Source organism: Streptomyces millisiae (genome assembly GCF_031845425.1).
Classification (GTDB): domain Bacteria; phylum Actinomycetota; class Actinomycetes; order Streptomycetales; family Streptomycetaceae; genus Streptomyces; species Streptomyces millisiae.
Window position 1 is genome coordinate 1 of the sequence record NZ_JAVREM010000067.1, and the last position, 24,834, is coordinate 24,834.

Annotated in this window: 25 protein-coding genes; 4 read left to right on the forward strand and 21 right to left on the reverse strand. The window is 74.3% G+C overall.

Translation table 11 applies throughout. The features are described from left to right. Window positions 1-293: 293 nt before the first annotated feature. From RNC47_RS30120 to clpS, 6 genes are all read right to left on the reverse strand, one after another. Window positions 294-1,244 (reverse strand): PLP-dependent cysteine synthase family protein, encoded by a 951-nt coding sequence (locus RNC47_RS30120; protein ID WP_311603270.1) that lies wholly within the window; start codon window positions 1,242-1,244, stop codon window positions 294-296. Then, window positions 1,244-1,525, reverse strand: coding sequence for a MoaD/ThiS family protein (locus RNC47_RS30125; RefSeq protein ID WP_311603271.1), 282 nt, complete (start codon window positions 1,523-1,525; stop codon window positions 1,244-1,246). Before RNC47_RS30125 ends, RNC47_RS30120 begins: the two co-directional genes overlap by 1 nt. 62 nt (window positions 1,526-1,587) lie before the next feature. After that, entirely contained in the window at window positions 1,588-1,698 is a 111-nt protein-coding gene (locus tag RNC47_RS30130) for a putative leader peptide (RefSeq protein WP_311603273.1), read from the reverse strand. 59 nt (window positions 1,699-1,757) lie between these two features. After that, window positions 1,758-2,174, reverse strand: coding sequence for a M67 family metallopeptidase (locus RNC47_RS30135; RefSeq protein WP_311603274.1), 417 nt, complete (start codon window positions 2,172-2,174; stop codon window positions 1,758-1,760). A 29-nt stretch (window positions 2,175-2,203) separates the two neighbouring features. Further along, window positions 2,204-2,806: a DUF2017 domain-containing protein gene (locus RNC47_RS30140; RefSeq protein ID WP_311603275.1), complete on the reverse strand. Its 603-nt coding sequence runs from the start codon at window positions 2,804-2,806 to the stop codon at window positions 2,204-2,206. Next, on the reverse strand, window positions 2,806-3,117 hold the full coding sequence (gene clpS, locus RNC47_RS30145) for an ATP-dependent Clp protease adapter ClpS (RefSeq protein ID WP_311603276.1): 312 nt from the start codon (window positions 3,115-3,117) through the stop codon (window positions 2,806-2,808). The genes RNC47_RS30140 and clpS overlap by 1 nt, the downstream gene beginning before the upstream one ends. Window positions 3,118-3,227: 110 nt before the next feature. On the opposite strand from clpS, the gene RNC47_RS30150 reads away from it, so the two are divergent. Both RNC47_RS30150 and RNC47_RS30155 read left to right on the forward strand, forming a co-directional pair. After that, window positions 3,228-4,592: a nicotinate phosphoribosyltransferase gene (locus tag RNC47_RS30150; protein WP_311603277.1), complete on the forward strand. Its 1,365-nt coding sequence runs from the start codon at window positions 3,228-3,230 to the stop codon at window positions 4,590-4,592. Window positions 4,593-4,661: 69 nt separating this feature from the next. Continuing rightward, window positions 4,662-5,255 carry an isochorismatase family protein gene (locus tag RNC47_RS30155; protein WP_311603278.1) on the forward strand — a complete coding sequence of 198 codons (594 nt, stop codon included), beginning with the start codon at window positions 4,662-4,664 and terminating at the stop codon, window positions 5,253-5,255. A 243-nt stretch (window positions 5,256-5,498) separates the two neighbouring features. Here the strand turns inward: RNC47_RS30155 and RNC47_RS30160 are convergent, their stop codons facing one another. Together RNC47_RS30160 and RNC47_RS30165 are read right to left on the reverse strand one after the other, a co-directional pair. Beyond that, the gene (locus tag RNC47_RS30160) at window positions 5,499-5,807 is read right to left on the reverse strand and encodes a hypothetical protein (RefSeq protein ID WP_311603279.1); all 309 of its coding nucleotides are present in this window, start codon (window positions 5,805-5,807) and stop codon (window positions 5,499-5,501) included. 85 nt (window positions 5,808-5,892) lie between these two features. After that, window positions 5,893-8,253 carry an immune inhibitor A domain-containing protein gene (locus RNC47_RS30165; RefSeq protein WP_311603281.1) on the reverse strand — a complete coding sequence of 787 codons (2,361 nt, stop codon included), beginning with the start codon at window positions 8,251-8,253 and terminating at the stop codon, window positions 5,893-5,895. 309 nt (window positions 8,254-8,562) lie between these two features. Between RNC47_RS30165 and RNC47_RS30170 the strand changes: the two genes are divergently transcribed. Next, window positions 8,563-8,823, forward strand: a complete 261-nt coding sequence (locus tag RNC47_RS30170) for a hypothetical protein (protein WP_311603282.1) — start codon at window positions 8,563-8,565, stop codon at window positions 8,821-8,823. Between the two features lie 59 nt (window positions 8,824-8,882). Here RNC47_RS30170 and RNC47_RS30175 read toward each other — a convergent pair whose 3' ends face one another. The 3 genes from RNC47_RS30175 to RNC47_RS30185 form a co-directional block, all read right to left on the reverse strand. After that, entirely contained in the window at window positions 8,883-9,476 is a 594-nt protein-coding gene (locus RNC47_RS30175) for an RDD family protein (protein WP_311603287.1), read from the reverse strand. A 79-nt stretch (window positions 9,477-9,555) separates the two neighbouring features. Beyond that, the gene (locus tag RNC47_RS30180) at window positions 9,556-11,268 is read right to left on the reverse strand and encodes an RDD family protein (RefSeq protein WP_311603288.1); all 1,713 of its coding nucleotides are present in this window, start codon (window positions 11,266-11,268) and stop codon (window positions 9,556-9,558) included. Window positions 11,269-11,369: 101 nt separating this feature from the next. Continuing rightward, the gene (locus tag RNC47_RS30185; RefSeq protein WP_311603289.1) at window positions 11,370-12,500 is read right to left on the reverse strand and encodes a DUF4037 domain-containing protein; all 1,131 of its coding nucleotides are present in this window, start codon (window positions 12,498-12,500) and stop codon (window positions 11,370-11,372) included. 279 nt (window positions 12,501-12,779) lie between these two features. Here RNC47_RS30185 and RNC47_RS30190 point away from each other — a divergent pair, with 279 nt between their 5' ends. Continuing rightward, window positions 12,780-13,220: an SsgA family sporulation/cell division regulator gene (locus RNC47_RS30190; RefSeq protein ID WP_311603291.1), complete on the forward strand. Its 441-nt coding sequence runs from the start codon at window positions 12,780-12,782 to the stop codon at window positions 13,218-13,220. An 18-nt stretch (window positions 13,221-13,238) separates the two neighbouring features. Here the strand turns inward: RNC47_RS30190 and RNC47_RS30195 are convergent, their stop codons facing one another. From RNC47_RS30195 to RNC47_RS30240, 10 genes are all read right to left on the reverse strand, one after another. Then, window positions 13,239-13,712, reverse strand: coding sequence for an Lrp/AsnC family transcriptional regulator (locus tag RNC47_RS30195; protein ID WP_311603292.1), 474 nt, complete (start codon window positions 13,710-13,712; stop codon window positions 13,239-13,241). 223 nt (window positions 13,713-13,935) lie between these two features. After that, window positions 13,936-14,769, reverse strand: coding sequence for a S16 family serine protease (locus tag RNC47_RS30200; protein WP_311603294.1), 834 nt, complete (start codon window positions 14,767-14,769; stop codon window positions 13,936-13,938). 10 nt (window positions 14,770-14,779) lie between these two features. Continuing rightward, window positions 14,780-15,424: an IclR family transcriptional regulator gene (locus RNC47_RS30205; RefSeq protein ID WP_311603296.1), complete on the reverse strand. Its 645-nt coding sequence runs from the start codon at window positions 15,422-15,424 to the stop codon at window positions 14,780-14,782. A 253-nt stretch (window positions 15,425-15,677) separates the two neighbouring features. After that, window positions 15,678-17,480 carry a DEAD/DEAH box helicase gene (locus tag RNC47_RS30210; RefSeq protein WP_311603297.1) on the reverse strand — a complete coding sequence of 601 codons (1,803 nt, stop codon included), beginning with the start codon at window positions 17,478-17,480 and terminating at the stop codon, window positions 15,678-15,680. A gap of 115 nt (window positions 17,481-17,595) precedes the next feature. Then, window positions 17,596-19,086 (reverse strand): MFS transporter, encoded by a 1,491-nt coding sequence (locus tag RNC47_RS30215; RefSeq protein ID WP_311603299.1) that lies wholly within the window; start codon window positions 19,084-19,086, stop codon window positions 17,596-17,598. Window positions 19,087-19,181: 95 nt separating this feature from the next. Next, window positions 19,182-21,515, reverse strand: coding sequence for a xanthine dehydrogenase family protein molybdopterin-binding subunit (locus RNC47_RS30220; protein ID WP_311603300.1), 2,334 nt, complete (start codon window positions 21,513-21,515; stop codon window positions 19,182-19,184). 67 nt (window positions 21,516-21,582) lie between these two features. After that, window positions 21,583-22,620 (reverse strand): (2Fe-2S)-binding protein, encoded by a 1,038-nt coding sequence (locus tag RNC47_RS37695; RefSeq protein ID WP_394814913.1) that lies wholly within the window; start codon window positions 22,618-22,620, stop codon window positions 21,583-21,585. Beyond that, window positions 22,617-23,522: an FAD binding domain-containing protein gene (locus RNC47_RS30230; protein WP_311603302.1), complete on the reverse strand. Its 906-nt coding sequence runs from the start codon at window positions 23,520-23,522 to the stop codon at window positions 22,617-22,619. Before RNC47_RS30230 ends, RNC47_RS37695 begins: the two co-directional genes overlap by 4 nt. A 335-nt stretch (window positions 23,523-23,857) precedes the next feature. Next, window positions 23,858-24,151, reverse strand: a complete 294-nt coding sequence (locus RNC47_RS30235) for a DUF3039 domain-containing protein (RefSeq protein ID WP_132931683.1) — start codon at window positions 24,149-24,151, stop codon at window positions 23,858-23,860. An 11-nt stretch (window positions 24,152-24,162) separates the two neighbouring features. Further along, window positions 24,163-24,720: a YqgE/AlgH family protein gene (locus tag RNC47_RS30240; protein WP_165953806.1), complete on the reverse strand. Its 558-nt coding sequence runs from the start codon at window positions 24,718-24,720 to the stop codon at window positions 24,163-24,165. Between the last annotated feature and the right edge of the window lie 114 nt (window positions 24,721-24,834).

Here is a 24,834-nt window from a genome sequence, read left to right on the forward strand (position 1 = left end):
CTCCGCGCGGACGGCCGCACTGCCGCTGCGCCGCGTGACCCCGCGCTACGCGCGGCGACGCGGCGGGCGCCACCGCGGCCGAAGGCCGTGGGCGGCCACGCCGCCGACCGGCCCGGCGCCGCAGGCGCGCGGCCGCTGCGCCGCCGGGTCACGCGAAGCGTGCCGCGCGACGACCCGCCCGGAGGGCGGGTGGGTGGGCGCGGCACGGCGCGGCGCGGCGCCGCGGTGGCTCCCCGCGCTATGCGCGTGCCCCGGGCCTGGCGGCCCGGTGGCCAAGGCCAAGCGCGCAGCGGTTACGCCCAGAGTTGGCCGTGGAGGGCCTCGATGGCCGCCTCCGTCGTCGGTGCGGTGTAGACGCCCGTGGACAGGTACTTCCAGCCGCCGTCGGCGACGATGAAGACGATGTCCGCGGTCTGGCCGGCCCGGAGGGCCCGGCGGCCGACGCCGATCGCCGCGTGGAGCGCGGCGCCCGTCGAGACGCCGGCGAAGATGCCCTCCTGGGCGAGGAGTTCCCGGGTCCGCGTCACCGCGTCGGCCGAGCCGACCGAGTAGCGGGAGGTCAGCACGGACTCGTCGTACAGCTCGGGGACGAAGCCCTCGTCCAGGTTCCGCAGGCCGTAGACCAGGTCGTCGTAGCGCGGCTCGGCCGCGACGATCTGGATGTCGGGCCGCTGCTCCCGCAGGTAGCGGCCGACGCCCATCAGCGTGCCGGTGGTGCCGAGGCCGGCGACGAAGTGGGTGACGGACGGCAGGTCGGCCAGGATCTCGGGGCCGGTGGTGGCGTAGTGGGCGCCGCTGTTGTGCGGGTTGCCGTACTGGTAGAGCATCACCCAGTCGGGGTGCTCGGCGGCCAGTTCCTTGGCCACCCGGACCGCCGTGTTGGAGCCGCCGGCGGCCGGGGACGGGATGATCTCCGCGCCCCACATGGCCAGCAGCTCGCGCCGCTCCGACGAGGTGTTCTCCGGCATCACGCACACCATCCGGTAGCCCTTGAGCCTGGCCGCCATGGCCAGCGAGATGCCGGTGTTGCCCGAGGTGGGCTCCAGGACGGTGCAGCCGGGGGTGAGCCGGCCGTCCTTCTCCGCCTGCTCGATCATGAACAGCGCGGGGCGGTCCTTGATCGATCCCGTCGGGTTGCGGTCCTCCAGCTTGGCCCAGATCCGCACGTTCTCGGCCGGCGAGAGCCGGGGCAGCCGCACCAGCGGCGTGTTGCCCACGGCTGCCAGCGGCGAGTCGAAGCGCATCAGCGCATGCCCCCGGCGACGGCCGGCAGGATGGTGACGCTGTCGCCGTCGGACAGCTCGGTGTCGACGCCGGCGAGGAAGCGGACGTCCTCGTCGTTGAGGTAGACGTTGACGAAGCGGCGCAGCTTGCCGCCGTCCTCGACGAGCCGGTCCTTGATGCCGGGGTGGTTGGCGTCCAGGTCGGCGAAGAGCTCGGCGATGGTCGCACCGGTGCCCTTGACCGCCTTCTGGCCGTCGGTGTAGCTGCGAAGGATGGTCGGGATGCGGACCTCGATGGCCATGCGGACTCCAGGGAAGGGCTCGTGGGTTGCGACAGGCGGAACGTGCGGCAGTAGCGGCTGGATCAGCGAGCGGCGCGACACATGGCGCTGGCGAGGCGGCACAGGTCGACGTGCAGACGCGCCACCAGCGGAGCGCCGCCGGGCCATTCGTCGTTCACGCCGTGGGAAACCATGGTCGCATCGTAGCGATTCCCGGAGACGCACATGGAAATCGGCTCATAACACCGAGGGCTCACACCACCCGCACCTCCTCCTCGGTGACCTCGCCCTCCACGATCCGGAAGGAGCGGAACGAGACGGGGCCCTCGCCGTTGCCGCACTCGGCGGTGGAGACCAGGACGTAGTGCGCGCCCGGCTCGTTGGCGTAGGAGATGTCGGTGCGGGAGGGGTACGCCTCGGTGGCGGTGTGTGAGTGGTAGATGACCACCGGCTCCTCGTCCCGGTCGTCCATCTCCCGGTAGAGCCGGAGCAGGTCGCCCGAGTCGAACTCGTAGAACGTGGGCGAGCGCGCCGCGTTGAGCATCGGGACGAAGCGCTCGGGGCGGTCGCTGCCGGCGGGGCCCGCGACCACCCCGCAGGCCTCGTCCGGGTGGTCGGCGCGGGCGTGGGCGATGATCTTCTCGCGCAGCTCCTGGCTGATGGTAAGCATGGCGTCAGGGTAGGACGGCGCCCGCGGGGTCAGGGCAGCAGCGTCCCGATCAGGGAGTCCTGGAGGGCGCCGAGCCAGACGTAGGCCATGATCAGCGGCTTGTTCGGCTCGTCGTCCGGGATGTCGAGGAGCGCCTCGGCGCCCTCGTCGTCCTTGATGTCGAGCCGCACGGCGATGGTGAGCCGCAGGTCGTTGAGCGCGCCGAGCCAGCGCCTGGCGTCCTCGGGCCCGAGGGTCAGCACGGCGTCGCCGCCCTCCGCGCCGCTCGCCGCCTCGTCCAGGCCGCGCACCATGGCCAGCAGGTCGTCCCGCTTGCGGGCCCGCAGGTCCGTCTCGGTGAAGCGGCGGAACTCGGCGGACTGCCGGCGGACCTCGTCGTCCGACTCCTGCCCCGGCTCGCCGTAGGCGTCGGGGAAGAGCCTGGCCAGCGCCGGGTCCTTCGGCGGCTCGCTCGGCCCCTCGGCGAACAGCGCGTCCAGCGGGTCGCCGCCGGCGCCCTCCGGGCCGCGCTCCGGGCCGATCAGCTCCAGCAGTTGGGTGGCCAGGCTGCGCAGGATGGAGATCTCGACCTCGTCGAGCGTGAGCGATGCGCCGCCCTCGGGGTCGCTGGTGGCCTCGAAGTAGCCCGCCATCACCGGTCCTGCTGCAGCGTCGCCCAGAGCCCGTAGCCGTGCATCGCCTGCACGTCCCGCTCCATCTCCTCGCGGCTGCCCTGCGAGACGATCGCCCGGCCCTTGTGGTGCACGTCCAGCATCAGCTTCTTGGCCTTGTCCTTCGAGTAGCCGAAATACGCCTGGAAGACATAGGTCACGTAACTCATGAGATTCACCGGGTCGTTGTGCACGACCGTGACCCACGGTACGTCGGGCGCCGGAACGTCGGCCGGCGCCTGCTGCGACTCCGTGCTCTCGATCTCCATGGGGATGGCACTCACGTGTCCCATGCTGCCATCCCCGGGGCCCGCGCGCCCAAGCGGCGGCCCCCGGACGGCTCCGGGGCGTCCCACGGAAGCGATATCGTCAGTTTGACGAGATCCGGTGTAGGCTGGCGCCCATGAACGTGGATGTGATGGGCGAAGGACGGCCGGGAACGCCCGTGGCGGTGCCCTCGACCGCCCTGTTCACCGACCAGTACGAGCTGACGATGCTGCAGGCGGCGCTGCGGGCCGGCACCGCGCACCGGCGCTCCGTGTTCGAGGTCTTCACCAGGCGGCTGCCGGAGGGCCGCCGCTACGGCGTGGTGGCGGGGACCGGCCGGGTCCTCGACGCGGTGGAGAACTTCCGCTTCGAGCCGGCCATCCTGGACTTCCTCGGCGAGCAGGGCGTCGTGGACCGGCCGACGCTCGACTGGCTGGCCGACTACCGGTTCACCGGCGACATCCACGGCTATCCGGAGGGCGAGATCTACTTCCCCGGCTCGCCGATCCTCCAGGTGGAGGGCACCTTCGCGGAGTGCGTGCTGCTGGAGACCGTGATCCTCTCGATCCTCAACCACGACTCGGCGGTGGCCGCGGCCGCCTCCCGGATGGCGGTCGCGGCGGCCGGCCGGCCGCTGATCGAGATGGGCGCGCGCCGCACCCACGAGCTGGCGGCGGTCGCGGCGGCCAGGGCGGCGTACGTCGGCGGCTTCTCCTCGACCTCCGACCTGGCGGCCGGCTTCCGCTGGGGCATCCCGACGGTGGGCACCAGCGCGCACGCGTTCACCCTGCTGCACGACTCGGAGCGGGACGCCTTCCAGGCCCAGGTCGACTCGCTCGGCACCGGCACCACGCTGCTGGTGGACACCTACGACGTCGCCGAGGCCGTCAGGACGGCCGTCGAGGTGGCGGGCCCGGGGCTCGGCGCGGTCCGGATCGACTCGGGCGACCTGCTGGTGGTGGCGCACCGGGTGCGGCAGCAGCTGGACGACCTCGGCGCGCGCGACACCAGGATCGTGGTGACCAGCGACCTGGACGAGTACGCGATCGCCTCGCTGGCGGCGGCGCCGGTGGACGCCTACGGGGTCGGCACCCAGCTGGTCACCGGCAGCGGGCACCCGACCGCCTCGATGGTCTACAAGCTGGTGGCCAGGGCCGCCGGCGAGGACGCGCGGGCGCCGCTGGTGCCGGTGGCCAAGAAGTCGCTGGGCGGCAAGCTGTCGGTCGGCGGTGTGAAGTGGGCGGCGCGGGCCAAGGACGAGTACGGGGTGGCCGCGGAGGAGGTCATCGGCACCGGACCGGTGCCCGAGGAGCTGGCCGACTCGCTGCTGAGCGTGGAGCTGATGCGGGCCGGCCGGGTGCTCGACCGGGAGACCCTGGACGCGGCGCGGCGCCGCCACGAGACGGCGCGCGGCGGGCTGCCGCTCTCCGCGACCCAGCTGTCGCGCGGCGAGCCGGTGCTTCCGACCCGTTACCGCACGGAGTCCCCGGTGACCGCGTAGGTTACTGGTAGTACTCGCGATGCTCGTGATCGGTCCGGATCGTTCGTAGACGCAAGTGAGGTGTTCAGAATGCAGCGCGCCCTGATCGTGGTCGACGTGCAGAACGACTTCTGCGAGGGGGGAAGCATCCCGGTGGCCGGTGGGGCGGACGTCGCCGCGGCGATCACCGACCTGATCGGGGCGGCCACGCCGGGCTACCAGCACGTGGTCGCCACCCGCGACCACCACGTCGACCCGGGCGACCACTTCTCGGAGCGGCCCGACTTCACGCGCTCCTGGCCGAGGCACTGCGTGGCCGGCACCGAGGGCGCCGGCTTCCACCCGAACTTCGCGCCGGCGGTGGCGTCGGGGGCCGTCGACTCGATCTTCGACAAGGGCGCCTACGCGGCGGCCTACAGCGGCTTCGAGGGCACGGACGAGTCGGGCCTCTCCCTCGCCGACTGGCTGCGGGCGCGCGGCGTGACGGCGGTGGACGTGGTCGGCATCGCCACGGACCACTGCGTGCGGGCGACGGCGCTGGACGCGGCGCGGGAGGGCCTGGAGACGCGGGTCCTGCTGAGCCTGACGGCGGGCGTCAGCCGGAAGAGCGTCGAGGCGGCCCGCGAGGAGATGGCGGCCGCCGGCATCGAACTCACCGGCGCCCCGGTGGTCGCGGCCGACTGAGGCGCTCCCCCACCGGGGGTTTCCCGGGGGGTTGCCCCACCCACCCGCCCTTCCCCGCCCCGCCGCCCCGGCCTGCGGCCGACCCGTGCGGAACGCCGGCTGGCCACCGCGTGGCCGAAGCCCGCCGCAGGCGTTACGTCGGCCGTGAGGCGCCGGCGCGCCCGACGGTGCCGGCGGCCTCGGCGGGCACTTCGCGCCGCCGAGGCGCACGTGGCCGAGCTCGCCGCAGGCGTCTCGCAGGCGTCACGCCGGGCGGCGTAGGAGGTGGCGGATGGGGCGCCAGGAGTCGGCGGCCTCCGAGGGGCGGTGGCGCCAGACCAGGCCGTCGGGGTGGTGGAGGACGGCGGAGATCTCGTCGGGGGTCGGCGGCGCCGCGTTGCCTCGCAGGTAGACGGCCCGCAGCCCCAGGTTCCGCACCCGCGTCAGCGCCCGTGGCCGGTTGATCGCGTGCACCAGCACCCGCACGCTGCGGCCCGGTGCGACGGGGTGCGGCAGGCCGAGCGCGACGACGACGCTGCCGTCCGGCAGCTGGACGAAACCTCCATCTGACATGTCACACATCCTTACGCGCTCGGCCGCCGCCCGTCGAGGGGCGGCGGCCGAGACCGTGGTCACCCACGGATGTGTGATCGCTCGATCACCGTCCGCTCGGGGACACCCGCACCGTGATCGGCTTCGAGGTGTTCAGCGGCTGCGAGACGATCGAGATCCTGGTGTTGGTGTCCGGCACCCGCACGCTGTGGAACGGGTTGTCCGGGTCGTAGTAGGTGCCGTTCCGGTCGTCGAAGACCGGGGCGCCGAGCTCCGCCCGCAGGGTGGTGGGCTCACTGTTGCGGTGCAGGGTCAGTCGGCGGGTCGGGTACCAGCTGAAGGTGGCGTCCCGGGACTGGATCCGGTTGCGCATCAGGGAGCCGTCCGACCAGCGGTCCGCCTCGGCGTGCGCGTCCACCGGCAGGACCAGGCCGGTGCCCGGGTGCTGGCTGACGTCGTTGTCCAGCTCCGAGGTGTCCCACAGCCAGACCAGCATGCCGTTCTGGTAGGGGAAGTGCTCGACCCAGTCGGGCCGCTGGTCCAGGAAACCGAAGTTGTACGGGCCGGTCCGCAGGGTGCGGTCGTAGCCGACGTACTGCCGGTTCTCCACCAGGTAGTACTGCGGGTACTCGCCGGTGATGGCGTCGCCCACGACGCTGAAGCCGTCGGCCTCCCAGTCGCCCTCGCCGCTCTCCGCGTCGTCCGAGAAGACCGTCTCGCCGTCCGCGGTCACGGAGATCTCGTCGGCCGTGAAGCCGGTCATGGTCAGCGAACCGTCCGTCTGGTAGCGGAAGCGGACCTCGACGGACTGCCCGACGTAGTCGTCCAGCGCGTAGGAGACCGGGACGTCGCCCATCGACTCGCCCGAGATGGCCGTGCGGCCGGCGCTGTCGGTCGGCAGCGCCTCGCCGTTCGCCGTGCCGTCCAGCGCGGTCCACGTCGAGCCGCCGTCGGTCGTCGCCTCGGCGTAGAGGTAGTCGAAGCCCTCCTCGATGGACCACCAGCCGGTGAGGTCGAGGGAGGCCGAGGAGCTCGCGCCGGTCAGGTCGACGGTGCGGGTCAGGGTGTTGTTCAGGTCGTCGCCCGAGCCGCTCCACCACTGGTTCTCACCCTGGGCCGGCTGGTGTATCGGGGTGGTGACGGTCTTCTCCGGCAGCTCCACGATCAGCGCCTGGCTGCCGCGGCTCTCGCCGTCCTCCGGGTAGGCGAGGCCGGACGCGCCGAGCTGGTGGGTGGACCGGGTGGCGGCCTGGGCCACCTCGTAGTCGAGCCAGCCGAGCTGCAGCTTCTCCCACGGACCCATGTCGTTGGGCAGGGCGCCGATGGAGCCGTCGCCGGGGCCGAGCCAGGAGCCGGACGACATCAGGGTCCAGAACGCGGTGCCGTTCTCGCCGCCCTGGGTGTCGTACAGGTCGGGCAGGCCGAGGTCGTGGGCGTACTCGTGGGCGAAGACGCCCACGCCGCCGTTCTCCGGCTGGATGGTGTAGTCGCCGACCCAGAGGCCGGTGTCGCCGATCTCGGTGCCGCCGAGCGGGTTGAACTCGGGGCCCGTGACGCCGGCCTGGTCGGCGAACGCGTACCAGCGGTGCGCCCAGATGGCGTCCTCGCCCTGCGCGCCGCCGCCGGCCGACTCGTCCTCGCCGGCGTGCACGATCTGGAAGTGGTCCAGATAGCCGTCCGGCTCGTTGAAGTCGCCGTCACCGTCGTAGTCGTACCGGTCGTACCGGTCGTACTCGGCGAGCGTGGCCCGCAGTTCCTCCGGGGTCGCGCCCTGGGCGAGCTGCTCCTCGTACCAGGTGGTGACGCCGTCCGCGACGACCTCCCACACCGAGCGGCAGACGCTGGAGCCACAGGCGTTGTTGCCGTACCTGGCCTCGTTGTAGTCGACCCTGACCCAGTCGCTGACATAGCCCTCGACCGAGTAGCGCCCCGAGGACTGCTGCTCGAAGTACTGCTTCACGGACGGGACGTCCGGGTCCTCCGAGTAGTACACGTCCTCGTAGTACTGACGGTCGAAGTCCTCCTGCCAGATGGTGGAGTTGTCCACCTCGCGGTCCGGCTCCGGGATCTGGTTGACCAACGGGCCCGGGTCACCGCCGTACTCCGGGTGGATCTCGTCACCGAACTCCACGAGGATCGTGAAGATCCGGTCGGTGCCGGTCGTCGCCATGTCGACGAACTCGCCGTCGCTCAGCTCGACGACCTCGGAGCCGCCCCTGGTCCGCGCCGTGGCCTCGCCCGACAGCAGCTGCTGGTAGGCCTCCTGACGCTGCGACTCGCGCTTGTCCCCCAGGGGGTTCTCGAGCTCGGGCTCCGCGGCGTACGGCTCCTCGACCTCGGGCGCCGCCTCCGGGTCCGCGGGCGGTTGCGCCTGGGCGACCCCGGCGGGCAGCAGCACCGCCGCGCCGATGGCGGCGACGGCCGTCGCGACCGCGGCGGTCCTCGATCTCGTGGATCTCTTCCCCATGTTCACCTGTTGACTGTCCTCCCTGCGCGAGCAGTGACACGACGGGTGCATTTGACATGAGTGATTCAGAAAAAGACAGCCCTTGATTCAACCCCCCGCTACCACTACGGTCGTTCGTCCGTCTGTCAAGCCGTCATGCCATGAATCCGTGCGCCCCCCGTGCATCCGTCATGCCGCCCGGCGCGCGCTTACCGACGGCGTCGCGCGGGCATCGAGGGCCGTAGAACCGTTCGAAAAACGGAACGCGTTCCTGGGGCGCCGCCCCTCCGGCACGGCCCGCCACCACCAGCACCGAGGACGGACACCGCGATGCCGCACCCGACCCCCGCGCAGATCATCTACGGTTCGGTCACCGTCGTCACCACCACCTTCGCGTTACTCCTGCTGGCACCGGCCCTCTCGGGCCCGGGTCTCACGCTGGTGGCCGGTGTCGCCCTGCTGCTCGGCGTCCTGGTCGCACTGGCCCTGCGGGCCCGCCGCGCCGGCCGGGCCCCGGCCGCGCGGCTCCCGAAGACTGCCCACCCGGAGCCGCTCGACACCCCGCGCGGGCGCCCTGGCGTAACGGTCTGAGCGGCGCGCGCCCCCGCGCGCACGCCCGGCGCCCGGCTCCTCGCGACGGGGGTCCGACATCAGGCGGTCGAGACCACCACGGTCCTGGCCGCCTTGTCGTGCACGCACTGCCGGTACGGCTTGTCCCAGGTGCAGTTGAGCACGTTGACCAGCCAGAACACGAAGCCGATGCACGGCAGCAGCTGCGGCAGCGAGTAGACCCCGGCCCGGTACCAGGCCGGGTTGCCGCGCGGCACCGCGCCGTCCCGCAGCATCGCCACCCGGATGCGCATGGCCATCTTGCCCAGGGTCTGGCCACGGGCGCTGAGCATCAGGCCCTCGTAGATGAAGTAGACGACGAGCACGACGGCCTCGGAGCCGTACGCGCCGCCACCGCCGTCGCCGTCCCAGCCGTAGTTCCCCACCAGCGGCCACATCAGCAGCGTGACGGGCACGCCGACGACGATCGAGTCGATGACGCGGGCGACCAGGCGCTTGCCCCGGTTGGCCAGCGGGGGCATGCCGGCCAGCGGGTCGGCCGCGCCGGCCGGGCCGCCGTAGGGGTTGTCGCCGTAGGGCTCGCCGGGCGGCGGGGCCTTGGGCAGCCCCTCGTCCTCGCCGGCCTCCCGGCCGGGGCCTTCCTCGGGGTCGGGCCGTGGCTGGTGAGTACTCATGCCCCCAGTCCACCCCGGCGCCCGGCGCCCCGCATCCGGGCGCCGGGCGGATGGCTGACGCGCCCCCGTCGGGGGGCGGCTAGCCGTTCGGCTTGGTGACGGCCACGAAGGTGTGGGCCGCCTTGTCGTGCCACGCCTGGCGCCAGGGCCGGTCGCGGGCGCCGAGCACCAGGCTGACGACGCCCACCACCAGCAACGCCAGCACGTTGTACAGCAGCCAGCGCAGCAGCGCCGCGCCGAACGACGGCTTCTCCTGCCGCTCGACGTCGACCACCCGGGCGCCGACCATGCCCTTGCCGAGGGTGGTGCCCCAGATCGCGGTGGGCAGCGCCTCGAAGAGCAGCCCGACGACCAGGAAGACGCCGAGGACGAGGGCGAGATAGCCGCCCGTGGTGCCGTCGATCAGCCAGATCTGCTTGGTGATGCCGGCGCGCTCGGCGGCGTCGATCTGCTCCTGGATGTGGTCGCGGGCCTGGCCGACCAGCGGCAGGGCCACGGCGACGGCGGCGCCGACCGGCAGCAGCGAGTCGACGATCCTGGCCAGCAGCCGGCGGCCGAGGCCGGCCGGGTACTTCTGCTCCGGGTCGACGAACTGCCGGATCATGGTGAGCGGATCGCCCTGGTGGGCCTGGAGGTAGGGCGACTGCCCCGGCGGCGTGGACCCGGCCTGCGGGTAGCCGTAACCACCGCCGGAGGAACCGGGCTGCTGGGGCTGAGGCTGGGGCTGGGCCTGGGGGTAGCCGTATCCGCCGGCGGCACCCGGCTGCTGGGGCTGGGCCTGGGGATAGCCGTAGCCCCCGGGGGCGCCGGGCCCCTGCGGCGGCTGCTGGGGGTAGCCGTACCCGCCGGCGGCGGCGCCCGGCACGGGCACCCCCTGGCCGGGGCTCGGGCGCGTCGGCGGCACCGCGACGCCCTGCGCCGGGCTGGCCGGCGGCACGGGCGCGGGCCCGGCCTGCGGCGGCACGGGCTGGGCCGGCGGCACGGGCTGCGCGGGCTGCGCGCCCTGGGCGGGCCCCGGCTGCGGCGGGACACCGAGCCCGGGCGGGCCGCCGGGGGCGGGCACGCCCTGCGGCGGACTGGCCTGCGGCGGGGCGGGCTGCGGGGTGGGCGGCGACGCCTGCCCCGGCACCGGAACGCCCTGCTGCGGACTGGGCGCCGGCGGGGCGCCGAGCCCGGGCGGGCCCGACTGGGAGGGCACCGAGGGCGCCTGGGCCGCCTGGACGGGAGGGCCGGCGGCGGCCGCGTCCGGGCCCTGACCGCCGCCCTGGGCCAGCTCGTGCACCTGGCGCTCCCAGGAGCCGCCGCCCGCGTCGGCGCGCGGCGCCGAAGGCTCCGGCGCCTGGGCCGGCGGGGGCTCGGGTGCCTGGGACGGTGCCGGCTCGGGCGCGGGGGCGCCCTCGGCCGGGGTGCGGCGGAACTGCCCGCGCGGGTCGACGCGCCCGGCCGCGGCGGCCGGCGACGGGCTCACGTCCTCGTCGGAACCCCAGGCGACCCGCTGGTCGCCCGAGTGCGCCACCTGCGGACCGGAGTCCGCGGGTGTCGGGTCCTCGTCGAAGAAGAAGGGCTGTGTCTCGTCCTTGGGGGGTGCCTGCGCCGGCGTGGGCGCCGCCGGCGCCACTCCGGAGCCGGCCGGCGGCGTGGGCGCGGGCTCGCCCTCCCGCGGCTCGGGCCGGCTGCTGCCCGGCACCCAGGCGGTGCCGTTCCAGTACCGGATGTAGCCGGGAATGGACGGGTCCGGATACCAGTTGGGCCCCGGGCCGCCGCTGGCGCCTCCTGCGGGTGGGGAGCTCATGCGGTCCGAATCTCCTCGTCCGTGCTCTCTGGTCGCGACTGCGAGTAAGCATCGTACGTCGCAAGCGGCCAGCGTCATTCCAAGTCTGTCCGAGAAGGACCCTAACGAACGCCGTCCGGTTCCCACGCGCCCTGTCGCCCGAGCGCCGCCCGCACGGCGGCACGGGCCGGCCCCGGGTCGCCGAGGAAGTCCGTGTTGTCCGCCCACTGGTCGACGGCGCCCGTCAACGGAAGGCCACGCAGCGCCGGGTCCGCCACCGTGCCGGCCAGCTCCCGCGCGAACCGACCGGCGTCGAGCACCAGGAACGGCCGGCTGTGGTAGGGCCGTCGGGTGGGATCGAGCGGCGCCGTCAGCCCCGACTCGTTGTGCAGGGCGGCGATCCGCTCGCCCGCGTCGCACAGGTGACGCTCGCGCAGCGCCGCGCCCGTGGCGGCGAGCGCGCCGCGCAGCGCCGGCAACAGCTCGCCGGCGACCGGCAGTCGGGCGAAGGCGCTGCCCAGCCACTTGCCGTAGGGCGGGTACCGGCGCGCGTAGAGCAGACAGAGCCGCATCCAGTCCCGCACCAGCCGCCCGGCGACCAGGGCCGCGCCCAGGTCGTCCCCGACCTCGGCGCAGCGCCCGGGGAACGCCTCCTCCTGGGCGATCCGCTGCCACTGGCAGGCGAGCAGCCAGCGCCACACCTGGTCCGGGTACCAGTCGAGCCTGGCCCGGGCGGCCGTCAACTCGCCCACCCCGTCGTGGAAGACGGCGCCGGCGGTGACCTCGGCCAGCCGCTGGGCGGGCATGGCGAGCCAGTCCGCGGTGTCGGGCTCGGCGGTGAGGCCGCGTTCGGCCAGCCAGGAGCCGACGTCCGTGACCGCGACCCGGTGCGCCACCGGCCCCTCGGTGTGGGCCATCAGGCCGACCGGGTCGGCCGGGTCGGGCGACGGCCGGAAGTTGGTGGGCCAGCCGCGCACCTCCTTGGGCAGCCGGTGGGCGAGCATCCGTTCGATGTCGGCGCCGTGCTCGGCGGCGTCCTCGGCGGTCAGGAAGAGTTCGAGTCGCGGTCCCCACTCGTGGTCGGCGGACCTGGCGGTGTCGAAGCCCAGCACCTCGGAGCCCGGGCCGACGCGGGCGGCGGCGTACGGCAGCCCCGGGTGGTGCTCGGCGAGCAGCGGTCGCACGGCCTCCTCGTAGAGGACGCGGGAGAGCGTGAGTCCTGGCAGGAAGGGGGGTGGCGTCGGGTGTGTCACCGCATCACTGTGCGAGCCGACCGGCCCGAGGTCCACCCAATATCGGCCATCGAGGGGCGAGTTGCGCGCCCGGATCGGTGCCGGCGCGGATTCGGGCAGCGTACTCGGGGATGCCCCGGGGTACCCGCACCCGCGCCGCGACGACGGGGCGTGGGGGGGGCCGCCCGGCCCACCGCCCGGCCGTCGAAGAGTCCCGATCAATTCTCGTGGAGTCGCGTAATGAAAGACCGGTCTCTCCCTCTCTATCTCCGCAGGACCGCACAGAGAAGGGCGCATCCCATGCACACCATCATCGAGCGGGAGTTGGACCTCCAGTTGGTGCTCTCGCCTGAGCGCAGCGTTCCGGTGCCGGCTCGGCTCGTGTACCGGTCCGACGACCCGTACGCCGTGCACATCACCTTCCACCTGGGCTCCGACGTCCCGGTGCACTGGACGTTCGCCAGGGACCTGCTGGTGGAGGGCGTCTTCCGGCCCTCCGGGGAGGGCGACGTGCGGGTGTGGCCCGCGAAGCAGGCCGGGCGGAACGTGATCTGCCTGTCGCTGAGCTCGCCGGACGGCGAGGCGCTGCTGCACGTGCCGGCGGTGCCGCTGTCCGCGTGGCTGGAGCGGACGCTGCGCGTGGTGCCGCCGGGCACCGAGGGCGACGCCGGCGATGTGGAGGACGAACTACGTGGTCTGCTGATCCCCGGCGCCGAGGAGCCGGGTGAGTCGGCCCCCTGAACGGTACGGCGGGAGCGGTCAGGAACCGCCGCCCGCGGCGTGTCTGACCAGGGGGATGACCCGCAGTGGCACCGGGTTCTCCATCACGATCGCGGTGGACGCCCGGACGATGCCGGGGAAGCCGACCACCCGGTCGATCACCCGTTGCAGGTCCGCGTTGGAGCGGGCCACCAGGCGGCAGAGCATGTCGCCCTGGCCGGTGATGGTGTGCAGTTCGAGCACCTCGGGGACGCCGCCGAGGTGGCGGCGCACCTCCTCGCCCCGGCCCTGGGTGATCTCGAGGGTGGCGAAGGCGGTGACCGGGAAGCCGATGGCCGCCGGGTCGACGTCCGGGCCGAAGCCCCGGATGACCCCGGACGCCTGCAGCTTCTCCAGCCTGGCCTGGGCCGTGCCGCGCGCGACGCCGAGCCGCCGTGAGGCTTCGAGCACGCCGATCCGCGGCTCCCTGGCGAGCAGTTCGATCAGCCGCGCGTCGAGTCCGTCGATCGCCATGCCCGGCCTCCCCTTCTCGCGGCCCGACTGTACCGAGGGGCCCCATGACTTCACCAAGCGGGCGCGGAATCGCCCCGGCTTCCGCCAGAAGGTGTCCGCGGGGTGCGGATGTCCCCGATTCCCGGCGAGCGGGCGTGAACGGGTCGGCCCGGGGAATCAGTACCTGTACCACCCCCCACAAGCCGCCCCCGCGACCTGCACTCGCGGGGGCGGTTGGGCAGGTTCAGCAGCTGGGCACGGGCTCGCCGGCGGCCAGCGCGCGCAGGTCGTCGACCGCGCCGCTCAGGGTGGTCACCGGGATCAGCCGCAGTCCTTCCGGCAGGTCCGCCTGGGCGTCCGAGCACTCGTCGCGCGGCACCAGGAAGACGTCGGCGCCGTCGCGGGCGGCCGCCCTGGTCTTCAGCGGCACGCCGCCCACCGGGCCCACGGTGCCGTCCGCCTCGATGGTGCCGGTGCCGGCGATCACCCGGCCGCCGGTGAGGTCGCCGCCCTGGCCGTCGCCCCGCAACAGGTCCACGATGCCGAGCGAGAACAGCAGGCCCGCGCTCGGGCCGCCGATGCGCGGGAGGTTGAGCTCGACGGAGACCTCGGAACCGTCGAGACCGAGGTAGCCGAGGGCCGCCGACACCGCCGCGTCCTGGGACTCGCGCATCTGCTGGGCGTTGTGCTCGCGGATCTCGTTCGTCGAGTCGCCGACCGGGTAGACCGAGGCGCGCGGCATCACGGCGCGGTCGTCGGCGAAGTAGCCGCTGATCACGTCCCCGAGGCGGACCGTGGCGTCGGGCCCGGTGGCCACGATGGTGGTCAGCAGCAGCTGGCCCTCGGGGTCGCGCACCGGCGCGCCGGAGACGGTGATGACGGGCTCGCCCTCGGCCTCGCCGAGGACGTCGGCGGTGGACCCCGGGTAGGTGACGGAGAACGGCAGCGGCACGACGGCCACCACCGCGAACAGCGCCACCACGAGCGCGCCGCAGAGGGCGAGCAGCAGCGGGCGACGGCGACCGGGCGGCCGCTGGGCGGCGGCCTGCGCCTCGGGCGCGTTCTTGGCTGCGGGCATGGCAGCGAATCTAACGCAGGACCGCCGCCACCTCCTCGGCGGCCCTGACCACCCGCGGCCCGACCTCGGGGGGCACCGCCTCGCTCAGCATCACCACGCCGACGCTGCCCTCGATGCCGCAGTCCCTGGGCAGCGGGGCGGCGGCGCCCGAGCCGCCGGCCTCCAGCTCGCCGCGGGTGAGCACGTAGCCGTCCTCGTCGTCGATGTCCTTGCAGCGGCCGGTGAGGATGGCGCGCCCTGCGGCGCCCCGGTCGAGCGGGTGCCGGAATCCGGTGCGGTAGGCCACGTGGTAGTCGGTCCAGCTCGGCTCGACCACGGCCACGGTGAGGGCGTCGGTGCCGTCCACCACGGTGAGGTGGGCGGTGGCGCCCACGTCCTCGGCGAGCGAGCGCAGCGCGGGCAGGGCGGCCTCCCGTACCAGCGGGTGCACCTGGCGGCCGAGGCCGAGCACGCCGACGCCGACCCGGGCCCGGCCGCCGGCGTCCCTACGGACCAGGGAGTGCTGTTCGAGGGTGGCGAGCAGCCGGTAGACCACGGTGCGGTTGACGCCGAGCTGGCGCGACAGCTCGGTGACCGTCAGCCCGTGGTCGGTCTCGGCGAGCAGCTTGAGTACTCGCAGTCCTCGGTCGAGTGTCTGGGAAGTCTCCGCGGTCACGGCGCCCCCTTCCGGGTCAGCGGTGCGCGTGCCGACGTCCCGTTCGGCAGCGCGCACGGGATGCCATCACTGGACATGGCAGGTGAGACGGATCACTGGCCGCTGCGCACCGGGGCGACTCTGCAACCGAGTGTGCGCGTGTCCGGAAACTTATCGATCAGCACCGGTTACCGGAAGAGGACGTCCAAAATCCGAGCAGTCGATGTTGGTTTTGGATCGTTCTGGGGAGAAATGCCGGAAGAGCGGGCGGGCGTCACCGCATGCGCGTGGCCCACTCCCTGATCTTCTCCACCCGCTGCCGCAGCTGGCCCGCCGTGGCCTCGGCGCTCGGCGGGCCGCCGCACACCCGGCGCAGCTCGGTGTGGATCACGCCGTGCGGCTTGCCCGACTGGTGCGCGTAGGCGCCGACCAGGGAGTTGAGCTCGCGGCGCAGCTCCATCATCTCCTTGTGGCTGAGCACCGGCCGGTTCTCCGCCGGGACCTCGAGGAGGTCGGCCTCGGCGTCCGGCCTGCGGCGGCTGTGGGCGAGCTGCCTGGCCTGCCGCTTCTGCAGCAGCAGCCGCACCTGGTCGGGTTCGAGCAGCCCGGGGATGCCGAGGTAGTCCTGCTCCTCCTCGCTGCCGGGGTGGGCCTGCATGCCGAACTCGTGCCCGTCGTACATCACCCGGTCGAAGACGGCGTCGGACTCCAGTGCCTCGAACGGGAGTTGGTCCTGCTCGCCGTCCGGCTCGTTCTGTTCGCGCTCGGCCTCCTTGAGCAGGTCGGCCTCCTCGGCGTACGGGTCCTCCTCGCCGTCCTTCTTCGGCTTGTCCAGCGCGTGGTCGCGCTCCAGTTCCAGCTCGTGCGCGAACTGGAGCAGCGTCGGGATGGTCGGCAGGAAGACGGACGCGGTCTCGCCGCGCCGCCGGGAGCGCACGAAGCGGCCCACGGCCTGGGCGAAGAACAGCGGCGTCGCGATGGTGGTGGCGTAGACCCCGACCGCGAGCCGGGGCACGTCCACCCCCTCCGACACCATCCGGACCGCGACCATCCAGCGGTCCTCGCTGCCCCGGAACTCCTCGATGCGCTGCGAGGCGCCGCTGTCGTCGGAGAGCACGAGGGTGGCCGAGGTGCCGGTGATCTCGCGGATCAGCTTGGCGTAGGCGCGGGCCGACTCCTGGTCGGTGGCGATCACCAGGCCGCCGGCGTCGTGGATGGACCTGCGGACCTCGGTGAGCCGCCGGTCGGCGGCCGTGAGCACCGCCGGCATCCACTCGCCCCTGGGGTCGAGGGCGGTGCGCCACGCCTGGGAGGTGGCGTCCTTGGTCATCGGCTCGCCGAGCTTGGCGGCGATCTCGTCCCCCGCCTTGGTGCGCCAGCGCATGCTGCCGCTGTAGGAGAGGAAGATGACCGGCCGCACCACGCCGTCGCCCAGCGCGTTGCCGTAGCCGTAGGTGTAGTCGGCGACCGAGCGGCGGATCCCGTCCGTGCCCTCCGCGTAGGAGACGAAGGGGATCGGGTTGGTGTCCGACCGGAACGGGGTGCCGGTGAGCGCCAGCCGCCTGGTGGCCGGCTCGAACGCCTCCAGGCACGCCTCGCCCCAGGAGCGCGAGTCGCCGGCGTGGTGGATCTCGTCCAGGATCACCAGGGTCTTGCGCTGCTCGCACCGGTTGCGGTGCAGCATGGGCCGCACCCCGATGCCGGCGTAGGTGATGGCCACCCCGTGGTAGTCGCGGCCCAGCGGGCCCGCGCTGTACTCCGGGTCGAGCCGGATCCCTATCCGGGCCGCGGCCTCGGCCCACTGGGTCTTCAGGTGTTCGGTGGGGGCGACGACCGTCACCTGCTGGACGACGTGATGGTGCAGCAGCCAGGACGCCAGCGTCAGCGCGAACGTCGTCTTGCCGGCGCCCGGGGTGGCGACGGCCAGGAAGTCCCGCGGCTGACGCCGCAGGTACTCCTCCATCGCCCCCTGCTGCCAGGCACGCAGCTTGCCCGCCGTGCCCCAGGGAGCACGGCCGGGGAAAGCGGGCGAGAGATGGTGCGAGGAACTGGGTGCGGACGAGGCTGTGGTAGTCACGATCTCCGGAAACGGTGGCTCGGCGGCGACAACCGCGCCAGCCTACCCAAGCCGCGGCCCGGCCCGCTGAGGCCGGCCCCCGGTCACCGCCAACCCCCTTCCGCCACCGACGACTTCACGCCAGGGCGGCCCGCTCGGCGGGCGCGCCGATCCGGCCGGCCACCACGACGCTGAGCAGCGCGGCGACGGCCGCCGCCGCGTAGACCACGACGAACGCCTCCGCGCCCACGGCCGAGGCCGCGGCGCCGCCCGCCTCGTGCGCGGCGGACGCGTCCCCGCCGAAGGCGGCGAACAGGGTGCCGACCGCCGTCAGCATCAGCACGTTGCCCAGGCTGTCGCAGACCTGGAGCGAGGAGACGTTGCCCCCGGACTCCCCCGGCCGCGAGAGCCGGAGCACCAGCACGCCCACCGTGGACACCACGAGGCCCATGCCGAAGGCCGCCACCGTCAACGTGACCGTGGGCAGCCACACCGGCACCGCCTCCCACAGCACCAGCGGCGTCGTCAGCACCCCGGCCGCGAGCAGCACCGTCCCGAGCCGCACCAGCAGGTGGCGGTACGGCTCGGCCCACGGCCTGGCCTGGGCGAAGGAGCCCAGCGACCACACCACGCCCGAGACGGCGAGCGCCAGGCCGGCCTCGGTGTAGGACAGGCCGCGCCGGGCGACCAGCATCAGCGGCAGGAAGGTCTGCGTCACCAGGTACGCCGCCGAGATCACGCCCCGCAGGGATATCACCGCGGGCAGCCCGCGAGCCGCCCGGAGGGTGCCCACCGGCAGCAGCCGCACCGCCGAGGGCCACAGCAACGCCAGGCCCACGAGCGCCGGCAGCAGCGAGAGCCACCGCACCTCCTGACCGCCGAACTGCACGAGCCCCGCGCCCACCGCCACCGCCAGCGCGAGACGCAGCCGCCGGCCGTCGAACGCGCCCCGCGCGCCCGGCGGCGGCCCCGAGGCGTGACGCCGCAGCGCCGGGAGCATCACCAGCAGCGGCAACGGCACCAGCGCGGTGATCCCGAGGAAGACCCAGCGCCAGCCGAAGTGCTCGGTGACGGACCCCGCGATCAGCGGCCCGACCATCGACGGCAGCACCCACGCCCCGGAGAACGCGGCCAGCGCCGCGGGACGCAGCCGCTCGGGGAACGCCCGGCCGACCACCACGTAGAGCGCGACGATCACCAGGCCGCCGCCTATCCCCTGCACCGCACGGCCCAGCACGAACACCCACATGCTCTGGGCCACGCCCGTCACCAGCAGCCCCGCGGCGAAGGCGGCTATCCCCACCGCCACGGGCCGCAGCGGCCCGACCCGGTCGCACCACTGCCCGGCGACCACCATGCCGAGCAGGCTGGTGGTGAAGAAGCCGGAGAAGGCGAAGGCGTAGAGCGAGACGCCGCGCAGCTCCTCGGCCGCGGCCGGCATCGCCGTGCCGATGGCCATGGCCTCGAAGGCGATCAACAGGATGGAGCAGACGCACCCCAGGGTGAGCGCGCGGTGGCGGGGACCGAGGACGCCAGCGCGCCCGCCGTCGGCGGCGGCCTCCTCGCCCTGCGGCTGGTGTGGGGTGGCGGTGCTCGGAGGCCCGGAGCCGGCGTCGGTGTCGGTCATGCGAACACCGTAAGGACTGCCCCCGAGCCCTGCCTATGGACGTAAGGCGGATTCGCCCCTGACCATCGTCGTACGCCGATCGGGTGTGGGCCCGCCTACGGGCCCACCACCGCCGACTGCGGCCGGATCGGCAGCCGGTTGACGGGCCGCCCGGTGGCGGCCCGGACCGCCGCGGCCACCGCCGCCGGCGCCACCACCACGGGCACCGCGCTCACCGCCTTGGCGCCAAACGGCGCGACCACGTCCCGCTCCTCGATGAGCCGGACGATCCGCACGTCGGGCGCGTCCAGCGCGGTGGGCAGCGGATACCCCGCGAGGTCGGGCCGCCGCACCTCCCCGCGGACCACCCGCAGATGCTCCGTCAGGGCCGCGCCGACGCCCTGCAGCACGCCCGCCTCGATCCGCGTCCGCAGCTGCCGCGGGTTGAGCACCCGCCCCACGTCCTGCGCGACCGACACCTCGACGACCCGCACCGACCCCAGCTCCGCGTCCACGTCCACCACGGCCCGCAGCGCCGCGAAGGCGAGGCCGACGAACGCGTCGCCCTGCCCCGAGGCGTCGAGCGGCTCGGTCGGATGCGGCCGGCACTGCGCCGTCGCCCAGAGCTCCTTGCCCTCCAGCGCCTCGGCCACCGTGGTACTCAACACCCCGTCGTAGGAGGTGATCTTGCCGTCGGCGATGCTCAACAGCTCGGCGGACATGCCGAAGTTGGCGGCCAGCGGCTGGAGCAGCTGGGTGCGCACCATCTTGGCCGCCCGCTCCACCGCGCCGCCCGAGACCCAGGTGTGCCGGCCGCGCCCACCGGGCCCCGCCGGCGGCTGGTCGGTGTCCACCGGCGCGACGTGCACCTCCTCGATGCCCAGCACGTCCTGCACGATCTGCCGCGCCAGCGTCGCGAAGCCCTGCCCGGTCTCCACCGCGGCGCACAGCACCGTGGCGACCGTGCCCTCCACCTTGACCGTGGCCGTGGACACCTCGTCGGTGCCCTCGGCGCCCAGCATGTGGACCATGCCCAGGGCATAACCGACGCCGCGCCGCACCGCGCCCGGCTCGCCGGCGCCCTCCGGGCCGCCGGGCAGCAGCCAGTCCTCCACCGGGCCGTCCTTGGGCAGCGCCGGCAGCGGCGCCTCGCGCACCGCGGCCAGCAGCTCGGCCACCGGGGCCGGGCAGGTGACCGTCTGCCCGGTCGGCAGCGCGTCCCCGGTGCCCAGCACGTTGCGGGCGCGCAGCTCGGCCGGGTCGATGCCGAGCTGCGCCGCGAGCCGGTCCATCTGCCCCTCGTAGGCCGCGCACACCTGCATCGCGCCCTCGCCCCGCACATAGCCGGCCGGGGGGTTGTTGGTGCGCACCGCCCAGCCGTCGATCACCGCGTTGGGCACCACGTAGGGCCCGGCCGCGAACGACACGGCGGCGGCCAGCGCCTCGGCCGAGTCGTCGGCGTAGGCGCCGGCGTCCATCAGCAGCTGCGCCTCGACCTTGACGATCTTGCCGGTGCGGTCCGCGTGGTGCCAGTAGCGCAGCAGCGTGGGGTGCCGGTGGGCGTGGCCGAGGAACGACTCCTCGCGGGTCGCCGAGAGCTTCACGGGGCTGCCGGTGCGGATGGCGAGCAGCGCGAGCGGCAGCTGGAAGCCCAGGTCCTCGCGGTCCCCGAGGGACCCGGGGACGCCGGTGACGTAGATCTTGACCTGCTCGGTGGTGAGCCCGAGGCTGGCGGCGATCCGGTCGCGGTCGGTGTGCGGGTCGGTGGTGGCCGTGTAGATCTCGACGCCGCCGTCCGGGCGGGGCACGGCGAGGCCCGACTCGACGCCGATGGGCGCCGGGTCCTGGCGGCCGATCCGGTAGAGCCCCTCCACGACGACCTCGCCGGTTGCGGCCGGGTCGCCGTGGCGCAGCGGGATGTGCCGGATCACGTTGCCGTCCGGGTGCAGCGCCGGCGCCTCGAACGACTTCTCGGGGTCGGTGACGGGCTCGCGTTCCTCGTACTCGACGACGATCGCGGCGGCCGCGAGCCGCGCGGTCTCCGGGTGGTCGGCGGCCACCGCGGCCACCGGCTCGCCGTGGTAGCGGACCACCTCGGAGGCGAACGGCGGCCGGTCGGTGACCAGCCGGCCGAGGCCGGCCTCGCCGCCCACGTCCTCGTGGGTGACCACGGCCCGCACCCCCGGCATGGCCGCCGCGTCGGTGGTGTCGATCCGCTTGATCGCGGCGTGCGGGTGCGGGGAGCGCAGCACGGCGGCCCACAGCAGGCCCTCGGCCCACAGGTCGGCCGTGTAGGGGAAGGTGCCCCTGGCCTTGGCCTCGGCCTCGGCCGGCGACAGCGAGTCGCCGAGACCGTGCGGGGGCGCGCCCGCCGGGCGTGCGGTCCTGGCGCCCCCGCCGGCGGGGGACACGGTGATGGCGGTGGCGCCGTCGGTGCCCCGGTCCGTCATGACATCGCCCTTTCGTCCCCTTGCTCACCTGGAACCACTCGGCCGCCCGGCACCGTGGCCCGGCGGCTCACCGCGTCCCCCCGGCGGGCGGCCCCGCCTGGTGCGGGATGCGGGTGCCCGGGCCGCCGTCCCGGGCCTCGTGCCCGGCCTCCTCGGCGGCGCGCGCCGCGGTGGCCGCGCGCTCCTCCACGACCGTGCGGACGGCGTCGAGCACGCCCCGGTACCCGGTGCAGCGGCACAGGTTGCCGCAGAGCGCCTGCCGCGTCTCGAGCTCGGTCGGCGCGTGGTTGCCCTCGAGCAGGTCGTGCACGGTCATCGCGATCCCCGGCAGGCAGAAGCCGCACTGCACCGGCGTGGCGGCCAGCGCGCGCTGCACGTCGGAGGGCGCGCCGTCGGCGCCGAGCCCCTCCACCGTCCTGATCTCGCTGCCCGCGGCCGTGGCGGCCGGCACCAGGCAGGCCGCCACCAGACGCCCGTCGACCTGCACCGAGCAGGCCCCGCACTCGCCCTGCGCGCACCCGTCCTTGGCGCCGGCCAGGCCGAGCCGCTCGCGCAGCACGTAGAGCAGCGACTCGCCGATCCAGGCGCTGGTCACCGGCCGGTCCACGCCGTTGACCCGCAGCACGTAGGAGACCTCGGGGTGGTCGCTGCGGCTGCCGGCCTCCGGCTGGCCGGGAGGGGTCCCGTCCGGCTCGGGCGACCATGGCTCCACGGCACCGGCGGCGGGCTCCGCGGTGGGGTGGGGCTCGTCGGCGGGGGGCGTGGCCCAGGGGGCGGGCGCGGGGGGCTCGCCCCCCGTCGACCAGGGCCCGGCGTCGTGCCCCGCGCCCTGCGGGACGTCGCCGAACGGCCTGGTCCACTGCCCGCCGACCGAGGGGTCGGCGGCCGGCGCGGCCGCGCCGTCGCCGATCTCCGGCGGCTGGTAGCCGTGTCCCGGCGCGGCGAGCGGCTCGCCGCCCGAGCGCTCCTGGTAGCCCTCGGGTAGCTCTATGAAGGCGGTGGCGTCCGAGTCGTACTCGCCGCCCCACCCGCCCTGCGGTCCTGGCGGGCGCGCGCCTTCCGGCGAGAAGTCGGGCGCCGGTTCGGGCTGCTGTTCGTTGCTCATGCGAGAGCCCTTCCGAGTCCACGGCGGGCCAGTGTCGCCACGGTACGCCTCATGTGCTGCACGGCGGGCGGAAGTTGCGGAGGTTCGCCCCCATCGCTCGGCGGCGGCGGATCCGGGATGCAGGCCATTCCGACATAGTCCCCGAAAGCGTGCAGCACCTCGGGGGCGAGGCCGCGCTCACCGTCCCAGTCGACCAGGGAGGCCACCCACCGCTCGGCGTCCAGCGGCCGCAGCGGCATCGGGCTGACGGCGCCCACCGCGCAGCGCACCTCCCGGCGCACCGGGTCGAGGACGACCGCGACCGAGGCCTGCGCCCTGGCGGGCCCGGTGCGCGCGGTGGCCTTCAGGAAGGTCTGCGGGGCGTGCAGCAGCGGCACCCGCACGTGGGCCAGCAGCTCCCCGCCGCGCAGCCGGTCCCGGCCGGCGAGCAGGTGGCTGACCGGGATCTGCCGGCCCTCGCCGTCCGGACCCGCGACCAGCAGCGTGGCGTCGAGCGCGGCGAGCACCGGCAGCGTGTCGCCCGAGGGGGCGCAGGTGATGATGTTGCCGCCGAGGGTGCCGGCGTTCCGCACCTGGGGCGGGCCCGCGGACCGCGCGGCGGCGGCCAGCGCCGGGATCAGCGCGGCGAAGTCGGGGCGGCTCATCCGGGAGTGCGTGAGACAGGCGCCGAGCAGCGCGTGACCGTCCTGGTACGCCCAGCCGCGCAGCTCCGCGAGGCGGCCGAGGCCGACCAGGGCCGCGGGCCGCAGCAGCCCGGCGTTGACCGAGGCCATCAGGTCCGTGCCGCCCGCGACCGGCACGGCGGCCGGTTCTGCGGCCAGCGCCGCCACGGCCTCGTCCAGCGTGGCTGGTAGCGCGACGAGCCGCGCGGAGCCCGGTGCGTGCGGTGCGTGCGTGCTCAATCCGGCTGCCCCTTTCCGGTTGTCCCGGCTGCCGAGCCGTACGGTACGTGTTCCGAGCCCGGACGTGGCAACTCTGGCACAGAATCCGGCCCGGCAGGCGCCGGGGTGGCACGCGCGACACGCGGGGCGGCCACCGGATCCGGCGGCGGCGGGACCGGCGCCCGGGGCCGCCCTCGACTCACACGATCAGGGCACGGCGCGGAGCGGGGTGCGGGGCCGGGGAGGGGACGCCAGGACGGACCCCGGCCAGGGGCATGACGGAGCCCCGGACGGCCCTGCACGGCCGGGCGGTCCGGGGTCCCGGCGCGGCGCGGAGCCGGCGGGGGCGGTCGGGGCTACTTGCCGCCGTTGCCGCCCTTGCCGTCCTTGCCGCCGCCGAACGAGCCCATCGACTCGTAGATCTCCTTGCAGGTGGGGCACACCGGGTACTTCTTCGGGTCCCGACCCGGCACCCAGACCTTGCCGCAGAGCGCGACGACGGGGGTGCCGTCCAGCGCGCTCGCCATGATCTTGTCCTTCTGGACGTAGTGGGCGTAGCGCTCGTGGTCGCCATCGCCGTGCGTCGTCTGCGGGGTGGGCTCGACGAGGGTGCCGGTGCCCGCTCCGCGTTCGGGCTCGAGAGTGCTCATGGGTCACAAGCCTAATTGAGCGACGGGTCGTCCGGGTATGTCGCGAGCAGTGCCAGGCTGCCGCGCTGCCGGCGCAGCACGGCCCGCCACAGGCGCTCCGGCTCCGGCACCGAGACGTCCCCCGGCTCGGAGTCCACGACGTACCAGGCGCCCTCGTCCAGCTCCCGCTCCAGCTGCCCAGGGCCCCAGCCGGCGTACCCGGCGAAGATCCGCAGGCTGCCCACCTCGGCCGCCAGCACCTCGGGCGGCGCCTCCAGGTCCACCAGGCCGATCGAGCCGTGCACCCGCCGCCAGCCCAGCGGGCCCGTGCCCGGCACCACGGCGATGGCCAGCGCGGCGTCGAGCGCCACGGGGCCGCCCTGGAAGACCACGCCTGGCTCCCCGGCGAGCGAGGCCCACGGCTCCAGGACCTCCGAGACCCCCACGGGCGTCGGGCGGTTCAGGACCACGCCGAGCGCCCCCTCCCGGTCGTGGTCGAGGAGGAGGACCACGGAGCGGTCGAAGTTGGGATCGGACAGGGCCGGGGTGGCCACCAACAGCCGCCCGGTGAGCGAGGACGCCTCGGTCATGGCACCCATGATTCCGCATCGGATGACCGCTGGGGAGTGCCGTCCGCGAGCGCGCGGCTCGTGCGGTCATAGCATGGCTCACTGGCATTTCCATGCGGTCGCCGTCGAAACGCG